Source organism: Paenibacillus sp. ACRSA, from assembly GCF_022346845.1.
Taxonomy (GTDB): domain Bacteria; phylum Bacillota; class Bacilli; order Paenibacillales; family Paenibacillaceae; genus Paenibacillus.
In genome coordinates this window covers 131,415-144,566 of record NZ_JAKRNP010000008.1, presented here as the reverse complement: position 1 = coordinate 144,566, position 13,152 = coordinate 131,415, and the positions used below count along the sequence as shown (strand labels likewise).

The 13,152-nt window shown below is 42.8% G+C and carries 6 protein-coding genes; all 6 read right to left on the bottom strand.

Features of this window, described 5'->3' with window-relative positions:
- Positions 1-31 precede the first annotated feature (31 nt).
- The 6 genes from MH215_RS21360 to MH215_RS21335 all read right to left on the bottom strand — a co-directional run bounded on the left by MH215_RS21360 (position 32) and on the right by MH215_RS21335 (position 13,018).
- Positions 32-3,391 (bottom strand): RHS repeat domain-containing protein, encoded by a 3,360-nt coding sequence (locus MH215_RS21360; RefSeq protein WP_239293212.1) that lies wholly within the window; start codon positions 3,389-3,391, stop codon positions 32-34.
- Positions 3,392-3,748: 357 nt separating this feature from the next.
- Entirely contained in the window at positions 3,749-7,549 is a 3,801-nt protein-coding gene (locus tag MH215_RS21355; RefSeq protein WP_239293211.1) for an Ig-like domain-containing protein, read from the bottom strand.
- A 204-nt stretch (positions 7,550-7,753) separates the two neighbouring features.
- A complete protein-coding gene (metK, locus tag MH215_RS21350; RefSeq protein WP_239293210.1) occupies positions 7,754-8,956 on the bottom strand; it encodes a methionine adenosyltransferase in 1,203 nt (400 codons plus the stop codon).
- Between the two features lie 257 nt (positions 8,957-9,213).
- Positions 9,214-9,489 carry an alpha/beta-type small acid-soluble spore protein gene (locus tag MH215_RS21345; RefSeq protein ID WP_239293209.1) on the bottom strand — a complete coding sequence of 92 codons (276 nt, stop codon included), beginning with the start codon at positions 9,487-9,489 and terminating at the stop codon, positions 9,214-9,216.
- A 148-nt stretch (positions 9,490-9,637) separates the two neighbouring features.
- Positions 9,638-10,234, bottom strand: a complete 597-nt coding sequence (locus MH215_RS21340; RefSeq protein ID WP_239293208.1) for a hypothetical protein — start codon at positions 10,232-10,234, stop codon at positions 9,638-9,640.
- A gap of 168 nt (positions 10,235-10,402) precedes the next feature.
- Positions 10,403-13,018 (bottom strand): hypothetical protein, encoded by a 2,616-nt coding sequence (locus MH215_RS21335; protein WP_239293207.1) that lies wholly within the window; start codon positions 13,016-13,018, stop codon positions 10,403-10,405.
- Between the last annotated feature and the right edge of the window lie 134 nt (positions 13,019-13,152).

Sequence of the window (13,152 nt, the reverse complement as noted above, 5' to 3'; positions counted from 1 at the left end):
TCATCACCTCAACCTAGTTATAGAGAATCGTTTAGTTAAACGGGAAGATTTTCTTCGTTCGTTTCGTCAAATTACCATTACGGTCATACTCAAATACAATTTGATCTCCTGTAAATAAAACTACTTTAAGCAGTTGATTGCCATAGCCGTATTCGTAGCTGTTATCACTTCGCATGATCATTTCCGCTGCTTTAATTTCACCTTGGACTGGTTTCCCATCCTTCTCGCCTAACTTCAGATAATAGTTCTGTCCACCTTCGAGTTCCCACTCCAGCACGGTATACTGTTCCCCATACACCTGCTCCTGTTCGACTGAAGCAGCTAATCGACTGCTTAGTTCCTTATCTGTATATAACTCAAGCCAAGGCTCAACGGAAAAATCTTTTGACTCTTTAATCGCTATTCGATACTTACCAGTACCGTAAGGATTAAAGCGATAGTACACGTTTCCTTGTTGCTTATCAGGCAGCGCTGTTTCCAAACCTTCATACAACGTCAGAAACTCGACTTCTGGTTCTTTGACCGTAAAATGACGGTAAGGAGCTACAAATTTCAGCGATTGGGACGACTGATTATGCACCTGAATATTAGACTTTCCAGGTATGTGTTGTGACCCTACCGCATTCTTACCTTCCCTTACAACCACTTGGTTCTGATCCCGTATAACGTAATCATAGGCTAGTGCTTCTACATGAGATGTAAAGAGCACTGATGAATAAGTTGATGAGTTCGAGAACAACATTGTGGTATTTGGCTCCAAACTTCGTTTGATGAGCGCTGGCTCCTGACTAGGGCTAGCTGTCACAGGAACGGTATATTGAATGGTTACCGGTTCTGAAGATATTACAGTGACGACAAGTGTTCCACCCGCTGGAATTTCCCATGTATCAAGACTTGAGCCTACCACTAAATACTGATATTTATTGTTTGCTTCGTAGACTACGAAATCCACAATAGAATCGGTTACTCCAACTCGGTTAACCTGTGCGGGTTGTGCACTCGGATTCGTAAATACTGCGCTCTGTCCTTGATTAATTGTAATTTCCGTTTCTGGTGAAGGCACTTGATCATCTTGTCCACGGAAAACACGGTAAATGCCACCATACGTGATGGGTTGATCTGAGACATTGGTAACAACAACTTTTTTGCCACCCAGGACAAGAGGTTCGATTGCTGTGGCTGATCTACTGCTCGATACTGTTTCATCTACGTTGTAAATCGTGTAATCATACACTCGCCCCGCACTGCTGGAAGCATCGTTTCGTAGCCTCTTCGAATCAGAGCTTATGTTGGTATAAGCATAGCTTTCACCTTTGTTCAACGTTACACGTAGATATGCCGGTTCCTGGCTATCCACTACAGAGAAGTCATCCGTATATTCAAATAACACAGGTGTACTTCCACCTACGGTAACGATGGCTTCACCACCAGAAGGAATGGTAGCGAGACTTACATTGCTATTGAATTTGTCGCTATGTGCTCTGCCGTCTGCCTTATACACGACAATATCAAACATTGCACCTATTTTTTTGGCGTTACTGCGGATCGGGTTGCTAAGTGAACCCCCATTATGGAATTTGACCGACTGGCCTGGTGACACAGTAATTTTACTGAGCGCTTCATTCGGTCGATCCTCTACATCAAAAATCGTATAAATTGCACCTATGGTTACAGGCTTCGCAGATACACCCGTAACTACAGCTTTATTTCCATAAAAGACAACAGGACTAACTGCCGTTGCCTTTCTTGTGCTCCGCTCAGTACCGTCCGGGTAATATGTTACGTAATCAAATAACCGTCCTTGGCTGACGGACGCATCACTGTCGAGATACTCTCGGTCAGTACTGTTATTCCAAAATGTCACACTTTCTCCCTGATTCAGTGTTACCCGATGGTAGGCAGGTTCCATGCTTTCTTCAACGGAGAAATCATCCGTGTAACTAAACTCAATCGGAACTTGACCAGCTACAGTCACGACTGCATAACCTTGAGAACGAATGGTCGGATTCGTAGTTTTGTTGAAGCCATCTGAATGAACAATATCTTCTGCTGTATACAGGACATAATCAAAAACGGCTCCATTGGAACTGCTTGCATTGTTTTTTATCGGATTGGCCAAGGAACCGTTATTCCGAAAAATCACGGATTCACCGGGATAAACGGTAATTCGAGTAATGGCGTCACCACCAGCTTTCTGAACATCAAATGTCCGATACGGCACACCATATGTTACCGGTGTTGCTGTTACCAAGGTCACTATAGCGGTTCTCCCAGCAGCTACCGTAGGCTTAGTGGATGTATTCGTACCAGTGGAACTTTCCGTGCCATCTGGAAGATAAACGACATAATCATGCTTATCTCTGGTGGAACCATCGCTTTGAAGCGCATCGGACTTAGCACTAATATTGGTGAATTGGTAGCTTTCGCCTTGGCTAAGTGTCACTCGAGTATACGCTGGCTCATCGGTCCACTCACCGCTATAAACTTCGTAGGGAAATCCAACACTAACAGGCTGTGAACCAGCACCAGTAATAATCATTTCGTTTCCTGCTGCAAGTGAAGGTTTCCCGGTCGTTTGGAAATTTGAAGTCACTAGACTACCATCTTCTTTATAAGAAGCGTAGTCTATCCTCCTATCCTGAGCTGTGGAAGTATCGGCACTTAAGACTCTTGACTGTGTGCCATTATTAAAATAGCGATAACTCTCTCCATTGGATAGAGTAACCCTAAGCATGGCCGGGTTGGCTGAGACGCTATAAGAAAACTCTGAACGGACTGTCATTGTAAACGGATTTTGCCCCGTTGAGGTAATTACAGCTGTATAACCTGACCCTACTGACAAATTGTTAATAGAGTTCATATTTTCGCCCATAATACTCCCATCCGGTCTATAAACAACATAATCGTAAGCACTGCTTCTTGAGGTCGACGCATTCGTACTTAACGATCTTGCAGCACTTCCGTTATTCGTAAACGTATAGGAATCTCCGGGGTTCATGATCAAAATATCCTCAGCTGCCAGAGCCATAGCTTGCGGAGCGAAAACATCTGCTTCGTATGTATCATCAGTTACCTCTGATGCACCTTCTGGTTCCTCAATAATTTCGTTTACGTCCTCTGGTTCTTCGTAAATTCCTTCTACATCTTCAAACTCATTATTATCTTCGTCTACACCTTCTGGCTCTTCGTGGGCATCCGGATCTCTAACATCCAAATTTTCCTCGTCTGTTAGAGCTGGATCCTCTGTAAGGACATCGACATTCTCGATGTCATCCTCCATTGTGACGATCTCATCAGATTGATCAGATAGAGCATAACCGGTTGTCGGATATATGGTGCCAATCAACAATACAGCCATCAGTAAAACAATAAAACCTTTTTTTAAACTCATGAAATCAAATTCCTCCTTTATGTTTTTTATCCATCGAATCCCTTAAGAGATATTAAAATGGATTGTGAATAATTAATATCGGCATTCTCCTAATTTTAGGTAATAGTAAGATGGTCCTTATTTTCTGGGATTATTCTCCTTTTTTTAATTCAGATAACAAGAATTCATCATACATATAGACATAAAAAATATTCAGACTATGAGGGTATCTGTAAGCAATACTTAAGACGTAAGCCAGACCTACACCTAAAAAAATAGAACACCTCAAGAAATATAATTTCTTGAGGTGTTCTTATCAATTAATCTCTATGCTTTAATTTTGATTGAATCGTATTACTACTTGTTAATCTATACCCTTTACAAATACCCCAACTTATCCAATACACGCTTTAACATCACTGCAGCTTGTGCACGGGTCGCATTACCTTGGGGTTCGAATGTTCTCGATGTCATCCCTTGAATGATTCCCTCCTGCACCGCTTTGGCAACAGAATCCTTGGATTGGATTTTCTTGTTGTCATTGAACTTCGCTAAAATGGACGTCGATGAAGAGTTCAACACCGTTTGCTTACCTCCGTAATTCAAGGCACGAACCATCATGATGGCCATCTGTTCACGAGTAATAGGACGGTCTGGTTTGAACGTACCATCGGTATTACCTGTAATGATTCCTGCTTCAGCAGCGGCACCAATATAGGCGCTCGTGACACTCCCACTGCGAACGTCAGGGAAACGACTTGCAGCAGTTGGTTCTCCATTTAATCCTAGTCCTCTAGCAATTAATTCAGCGAACTCTGCACGTGAAATGTTCTCATTTGGACGGTAGTAGGAACCATTCGGTGCACTAATGATCCATTTAGCCGAAAGCTCCTTAATAACCTCGCTCGCCCAGTGTGAGGCTGTATCCCGATAACTAACAATATGATTTACAGGAACTATTGTCTGATTGCCATTCAGTTGCCCTGAGATGACTAGTCCACCAGCAGTGTTTTTAAAAGAACTAGGCACATTGGATAAAATTAAAGTAATTGGATCGATATACGTAAACCCTGATGTAGCTGTAGGCGTATTAGTAGGTAATTTCATAGACAAATTGCTTCTAGTATTCAATTCCATACGTTGATTATTATTACTATTAAAAGCAAACATGAACACATCCGTGTTATTACCTAATTTCTGTGCTCCTGAGTTTATAAGCATTCCATCCATTGTTCCTGACGCTAGTACCGGTACTGTCTCAAGCTGAACATAGAAAAATGGTCCCCTCGATCCTGTTGTTATGCTTGTATTAATTGGCGTAATTGCAGTAGATGCCCCAATTGTCCCCACGCTCCGGCTCATCGCTGCTAGATCTAGATTAGATAATGGCACCGTCCAGAGGCGATCACCATATTTTATTCCAATCGTGCCTGTACGATAGTTTGCAGCCAGCTGGGTCAATGCATTCAATGGGAACCCAACAAACGCAGAGGCTTCGCTATCTGGAATCTCGAATACCACGGGTTGACTAAGTTTACCAACGGTTGAAGCATATTCAAAAGCCTGAATCAATTTCGCTGCATCCATATTGAATTGACGAGTCGAACGGTTATTACGTGACATCGTAGATTCGGCAGCTGAGGCAGTATTATTGTTCATCACAAGTAGTGGCTGACCATAGTTTGATGCATCTAATTCTGCCAACCAAGCAGGACGGTTTGCCGTCTGATTACTACTACCATTATTATTGGTTGTCTGCTGCAATGTAAGTGGCCCAAATGCTGGTACAGTTACACTGGACATATCACGGATGGGTACAGCGCCAGGGACATAACTCACCGTTCCTGTCTGTGACGTTGTGGTAGATCCTACCCCAACAGTTGACATATCCAATTTCAGTGTCACCACCGAGTTGGAAGCAGAAGCAGACAATACGGGTGCATTTGAATTATTCAATGCAACACTGAACTGAGCAACCGTTAATGCCGTCTGAGACTGGATGGCATCTCGGAAATTAATCTGAACCGTGTCTCCTTGGATCGTAGCTGACAGGATTTTTCCGTTACCGTAAGTATACGTTACTGGCGTTAAATTGAGATATCCTGCAGGATTATTATTCAGATCCGTCAAGCGTAATGCGCCAGGAACATATGATAATGAAATATTTTGTGTATCCTTCACAGCTGAGGCAAGTGTTAACGTAATCAGATCGTCTTCAATCTCAGAATCATTTACAAAGACCGGCTTGCCGTCGACTAGAACAGAGTACTGGCTATTCGCTGGTTTATTTGTCGTTTTCAGTGGTTCATTGTAGCGAACCCATAATTTGTTACCACTGACCTCTGCACTCTTGAACTCAGGTGGTTTGGTATCAATTGCGTTACGAACATAGAAACCACTGAATCCTGCAAGTGTTTGTCCACGTGTATCTTTTACAGGCCAGGAGCCTGGTGTGTACGCCACACGAACTACTTCGCCATCCGTAATGGAGCGACTGAGATTCAAAGTCACGACAGAACTATTATTGATTGAAATGCTATTAATCCCTACATTCGATTGATCTGCCGTTACACTGAATTGTCTCGCTGCATCACTCGAAGTAATATAGACTGTCTCAGGATAATAGAGCGTAAGTGTGTTGTAGTACACATTGCCTTCACGTGGCTTCGACATAACGGAATCTAACCCATTTTCTACATCTCGTGCGCCAAATGCAGCCGCAGCATTAAAAGACTGATCAGTCACGCGATTGCCTGTCGTGCTAGGAGCATAAGCAATCCGTACAACCTGTCCTACGGCCACACCTGTATCCAGTACAACATTTACGCTATCACCTGAAATGTAAGTAGAGCTAACATTCCGATTCTCACCATTAACGGTAACAGTATAACTGTTGCTCAGCGGGCTAATGCTACTAAGCCATTTGTCATACGTTAAACGAATGGTTGAATTGTCGTGCATTTTAGCTGTCTTAATGACCGGAGCTTTGGTATCTGGGCTGAGCGTCCGGAATGTCCATGATGTCGCTCCATTCAAACCAGCGAATATATTACCCGTTGAATCCTGCAAGGCTCCTCCCGCAATATCTACTGAATAGCTAGTATTACTAGTAAGACTTGTACTTGGCGTAATCCGCAATTGTCTTTTGTTCGAGCTTACAAATGACGGGGTAGTGGCTACTACAGAACCATTTGCATTCTTTAAAGTAATCCGTCCAATCAGACTCTGATCTAAGTCCTTGTTAAAGGTTACAAGCAAATCCCCGGTTAAGGGAACGCCACTGGCTCCATTAGCTGGAGACAAGGTAGTCACTGTCAATGCAGTAGGATCAGATTGAAACGCTGTAAAGCTCCATTCGCCTTGTGCAATGGCTGATACGTCATTACCTTGTCTAACATCTCGTAGTGCACCTTCTGGAACAACAACTGAGTATGTACCCTTATTCTCGAAATTATTGGATGGTGTAATGGTGATAGAACTACCGTTAATACGAACTCGATTCGTATCTTTCACATTAAATTTTTCGAATACGCTATTTCCCAGCATAATCTGAATTTCACCTGCGCCCGCCTTAATTGCTTCACTGTAGGTAAGTTGAATATTCGAAGCAAGAGGAACGGAGCTGGCACCTTTCAGAGGGGAAAATGCTGTTGGTTTTGCTGTACCTATCCCTTTAGTCGTAAACTTCCATAGCCCCGATGAAGGAGATCCTATGCCTTGATTATTGGCTACCGTAACAAAAGCACCTGCATCATACATTACATAATATGTACCACCGGGTAATTCTTTGTGTTTAATTGTTACCTGTGTTCCGGTTCCCGTACTACTAGCAGGTACTGCCGGATCAGTAGAAGGATCTCCAATTAGAATATTTTCACTATTAACGACGATTACCTCTTCTGGTACACTATCTTGATAACGATCAATGTACAGCTTTAAGTCGGAATTCCCCTTTTGAACCGCTTCTTTGAAGTTAATCACTAAAGGTTCCTTACCATCTACGTCCACAGCGTTCACTGCTGGAACGGTTGATTCAAATAATATCTCTTCCCAACGTGGATCATCTTCTGCTGCGTATGCCTTATTGTTATTACTTAAGAACCCTAAACTGCCTTGAACAGTCAACAATAAAACAAGTAGAAAAATGATACCTTTACGAGCCAATCTTGTTGTGCTCACCGTCTTATTCCTCCTCATCCGAATCAAATTGACCTACATCTTCATTATACAGACCTTATTCTGTATATCGGGTTTAACAGAGATTTCTTTTAGCGATATGGAAAATAAAGCAAGTAAAGATAAAGGATTAGAGCACTCTCTAAACCAAAAGAGCCCTAATCCTTTTAGAGGACTAAGGCTCTTTGATTAGCTAACTAATACTACTTACAGACCCGCTTGAGATTTCAAAAGGTCTGCTTTGTCCACTTGCTCCCAAGGTACATCCAAGTCTGTACGGCCGAAGTGACCGTAAGCAGCAGTTTGTTTGTAGATTGGGCGACGCAGATCCAGCATACGGATGATGCCAGCCGGACGAAGATCGAAGTTGTTACGTACAAGCTCAACCAATTTCTCTTCGCTGACTTTGCCTGTTCCGTATGTATCTACGTTGATCGATACCGGATTGGCTACACCAATCGCGTAAGCGAGCTGGATTTCTATTTTGTCTGCAAGACCTGCTGCTACGAGGTTTTTCGCTACGTAACGAGCTGCATATGCAGCAGAACGGTCTACTTTTGTCGGATCTTTACCAGAGAACGCACCGCCGCCGTGACGTGCATAACCTCCGTAAGTATCTACGATGATTTTACGTCCAGTCAAGCCTGCATCTCCCTGAGGTCCGCCAATAACGAAACGTCCTGTTGGGTTGATGAAATATTTAGTCTGCTCATCCAGCAATTCCACTGGAACAACAGGCACAAGTACATGTTCTTTGATGTCCTTTTGAATCTGCTCAAGTGTGATTTCTTCCGCATGTTGCGTGGATACAACGATCGTATCAACACGTACCGGCTTATCACCGTCGTATTCAATCGTTACTTGAGTTTTCCCATCTGGACGAAGATATTCAAGTGTACCGTTCTTACGCACTTCTGCCAAACGACGTGCAATACGGTGAGATAATGCAATCGGTAAAGGCATGAGCTCAGGTGTTTCGTTCGTAGCAAAACCGAACATCAACCCTTGGTCACCAGCACCAATATTTTCTGTTTCGCGCGCAACTTGCTCTGGATCACGGTGCTCAAGAGCTGCGTTTACGCCCTGTGCGATATCAGCAGACTGCTCGTTAAGAGACGTCAGTACTGCACAAGTGTTGTAGTCAAAACCGTACTGGGCATTGGTGTACCCAATTTCCTTAATTGTATTTCGAACGATGGACGGAATGTCCACGTATTCAGACGCTGAACTGATCTCACCAATGACAAGCACAAGACCTGTAGCTACGGAAACTTCGCAAGCCACACGAGCGTTAGGATCGTTCTCAAGGAACGCGTCCAACACGGCGTCCGAGATCTGATCGCAAATTTTATCCGGATGTCCTTCTGTTACAGACTCCGATGTGAATAGATGCCGGCCTTTAATAGACATTGAAGTTTCAACCTCCCATAACGAGTAGTATGGCGATTGCCCGAACAAAACATTTACGGTGGTTCGTTCACTGTACCCTCGAAGCTTTCCAGTCGGAATAAAGGACCCGGAGTCCTAAGTTACGAAGATAAGGATTTTTCAGGTAATTGCCCTAATAAAAAATCAACCTTCTCCTACCATGGAAAAGGTTGCATACCTCAACTGCCATCTTATCGTATTTGTCAAGTAGTGTCAAACCACTCAATATGAAAGAATATCTATAATAAGTGCTGCTCTGCCTGGCGAATCAGCCTTTTGGTGATCTCTCCACCAACCGATCCGTTCTCACGGGAAGTCAGATGTCCCCAGCCTTTGTATTGACCATAAGAGTGATTGATCTCGCCCAGCTCAGAGCCAAATTCGGTATCTGCACCAGCAAGACTGCCTCTTCCGCCATATCCAACATTCAGACCAAACTCCGCTGCAATCTCATATTTCATCTGATCCAGCATTTGCCGACTTTCCGGTACCACTTTGCGGTTGCTTCTAGCCATTATTCCTGCACCTCCGGTTATTGGTTGATTACAGGTATAGATTGATCCAGAAGCAGGCCGGTTAGCCGTATAAATGTTTGTTAGAACTGGTTAATCTGCGCAATCGTTTATACATAATCATGAATAATTTCTATTACTTATGCAAACTCTATTTCAGAGTATATCCGCCGCGTACCATCACAGTTAGACTGTATTTGTTACCGTCAAGAACCGCAATGCCACGGCCATCCTTTGGAAAAGAAAGAAGATGATTGGTCGGTGCCTCTTGACCATTCGTCAGGTCTATCCCGTCCGTCAGATCGGCTACTCCATTCGTACCCTCACTGACGATCACAGCTTTACCGCTACGTACAATGAACTCCGCCCCAGTTGCACCGATAAGCTGTTGACCTGGCTTCACCATTACAATCTCCAGCGATTCGGAAGCACCGGATACTAATGGAGGAAGCGTCGTATCTCCACCTGTGCTACCTGTAGAAGGTGGAGTCGAACCTGTACCTGTGTCAGTATTTCCTGTTCCAGCACTGCTGTTACTACCCGTATTTGCATTTTCACCTGTCGGAATTTTACCACCCAAGGCTTGTTGAATCTGCTGATCTACATAACTTTTAGTCACCACGGGATCATCTGCTGTTCCTGGCTGACTTGTCCCTGCACCAATTGCAGTATTGCTGTATACCGACCCAACCCACACGCCTACACCAATCGCGAGCGCGGCCAGGGATACTTTCATATAAGGTTTCATCTGTCTATGCTCCTCCTCTGGTAATCTATCTAATATTTACTATAGTGAAAAAAGCGCCATGCGACAAGCAAAACCTCGTCTCCGTTACACTAGAGACGAGGTTTTGGATGCCTGCTTGGCAAATTGATAACTAAAATCTCTTAATACATGTAACTTTGTTTTATTACCTTATTCAACCCCACCCTCAGGGATCACAGGAGTTTCAGGCTCTTCTTTTGGTAACTTGGACACATCGTATCCATAAGCTTGCTCAGCAAGAAGCAAACGTTGTCCTTGGAATTGGTCATACAAAGCTAAGCGATAAGAGCCGCCTCTTAATTTTTCGAAAAAGCTATCCTCTACACTCCAACTTAATGTCTGATTGTTTCCTACTTTCACATCTGTTCCTGGAGTCAGTTCTTTCTCGAATACTTTCCCATTCTGAGCAGTAAAGGTAAGAATCCATTTGTGTTCGTACTCTGCCATCTCGATCTCTTCACTACGATTAAGCGTGTAATTCATATCAACTTGTACAGAATTGCTGCCTACCAAATATGCACGCACGCTATTTGCAGTTAATGCATATGGATAAAGATCAATATTAGTAAAGTTACCTTGAACACTTATAGTAGTAGGCGGTACCTCGAATGCCATTGCATTTACATAAGCGGTAGCTTCTCCGTCACCAGTAACAAACTTGCTATCCGCAATCCCTTCACCTACAAGCAGACGCAAATCTGAGAATGTAACTGACTTCGGCAGTTTAGCCGAGAACGTAACAGTTGACTTCTGACCCGGCCCAGGAGAACGTTCGGATTGCTTAGACGTTGCTTTGTAATACTGACCATCTGACGTTTTAAAGTAACCAACTAATTTGCCAATTCCATTCTGACGGAGTGATTTATTGGTCATCTCAAACTCAGTATATACAGTATCTGATGATGTTCCAGGATAACGAATCGTTCTACGTACACTCATTTCAGTCTCTTTATCCGCAGCCCCAGTTGTGTAAGTTTTACCAGCTCCAACGTATGATACAGGTTGAATTAATCCAGATGTGTTAAGCGTAATCCACTCATTCGTTTCTTCTTCACTTACCTTCTCAATCAGACTCACCTCAAGACGTCCCATACGCAGTTCTGAAGGTATCTTCGTCAATAGATACGCTTCTGTACTCATACCCGCACCAAGGAGTTTTCCACTTTGAGTGTAGATCAGTTTCTTGTCTCCATCAATCTGAGCTGAATCAATCGTAAACATCGCTTCAAGCTCTGGAAGCTGTACCGTTTTGGTGCCTGCATTACGAATTGTAACTTTGGCCGCCACAATATCACTATCTAGCCAAGGTAAGCGTTGTAATGAACCTAAGGATACACCAAATGTCCCTTTATTGTTCTTAATCACGGTTTCCGTTGTTAGACCATCCCCACTTGATACAGACTCTGGAATAGCATAGATTCCAACAGGGTAAGAAAATACAATCGGATTAGATGGACTCGCATTTTCAGTAGTCTCATTCTTATCTACAGGACTCATTGCGTACAACTTAATCTGACTTGCATCACCAATACCTTGAATCGTCGTGTTCAATTTAATCGTCTTGATATCTCCTGGATTCAACTTCAACGAATCTAATGCTTTCGTATCAATAGGATAAACGGTACCATCCTCAGTACGAATTTCGAAGGTGTACGTAGGTACTTTAATAGCCTTCTTACCTTCGTTTTTGAATACAAATTGCATATTTAAATCATAGTCGCTGTCATTTACACGTATCTTTGCGGATTCAAGCAACGTTGACAGTCTTTGACCTTCAACAGAGATGATGTTAGGTTCATTTTCTGTGGTTTCTACTTTTGATGTGCTTGCTTCTGGTAGTTGAAGTGCTGCTACAGGCAGTGCTGTCTTCTCTTCACCTTGTTCTTCTACCAGCAGTAGTTCTGATTTTAATAACTTTACTGAGGTAGGCAAGGATGCCATCAAACTAAGCGTCTTGTTCGCTTGAGCTTGAATACTGATACTTGCACTATCTTTATCTGGAGTTAAAGGATAATTGGTTCCGCTTGGGGTGCGCAAAATCCATTTAATATTTGGGTTTTCAAGTAATTTATAACTGATATTATTGAGGTTTACACCGACTTTAACATATTGATTCTTGTTTTCCCCAGGGAAAATCTTGACACCTGATACCTTCACTTTTACTGATGAGTCACTCAGACGAACTGTTTTTGTTTTTCCTACAGGTGTTGTAATGCTATAGGATGCAGGAACATTAAATTTCCCGAGTGTGCTTTCATAATTAGGCTTACTGAAATCCCACTTTACGATCAGGAAGTTCAGATCACTAAGCTTTACTTCGCGTCCAACCTTCATTGTATAGGTTAGATCTACACTTGATCCAGCAGCAACAGTTTTCTTTTCTTGATCCTTAGCTATTAATTTGGGGGAGAAGCTCGTTCCACCTTTTGTTTTCACTTTGCTCCAGTAATCGAGCATCATTAATGGTTTGCTATCATTATTCTTATATGTCAGTGTGTACGTAACCACTTTACCATCATCTTGAGAGAGAATGTTTACGTCAGTTAATCTAACTGAACTACGTGCAGTTACCTTTACAGGGGACAAGTTCCCTAACGTATGTACTACCTTGTTCTCTGATGCTGGTTTACTAGATGTAGTATTGGAACTATTGGTAGTTGTTTTATCCGTATTATTACCAGTATTCGCTGCAGCTGTAATTCCAGCAGTTGAACTCAAAACCAAGGCGCTCGTCAAAAGACTCACTAAAACTTTCCTTTGCTCCACTTCCAAACCTCCCATAAGTTGCTTGTTGCTTTATAGTATAAACGTTTGAGAGAGTGAGAAAGTTACGATGTTGTTGGTTTTAGTAAATAACAAGTTGAAGAAATTGTTTATCTTCGTAAAGTACTCAAAAGTTA

What these genes read in the sequence shown, in the direction of transcription:
- MH215_RS21340 (WP_239293208.1), bottom strand. Translation starts at nt 10,234, where the DNA reads ATGAAACCTTATATGAAAGTATCCCTGGCCGCGCTCGCGATTGGTGTA.
- MH215_RS21345 (WP_239293209.1), bottom strand. Translation starts at nt 9,489, where the DNA reads ATGGCTAGAAGCAACCGCAAAGTGGTACCGGAAAGTCGGCAAATGCTG.
- metK (WP_239293210.1), bottom strand. Translation starts at nt 8,956, where the DNA reads ATGTCTATTAAAGGCCGGCATCTATTCACATCGGAGTCTGTAACAGAA.
- MH215_RS21360 (WP_239293212.1), bottom strand. Translation starts at nt 3,391, where the DNA reads ATGAGTTTAAAAAAAGGTTTTATTGTTTTACTGATGGCTGTATTGTTG.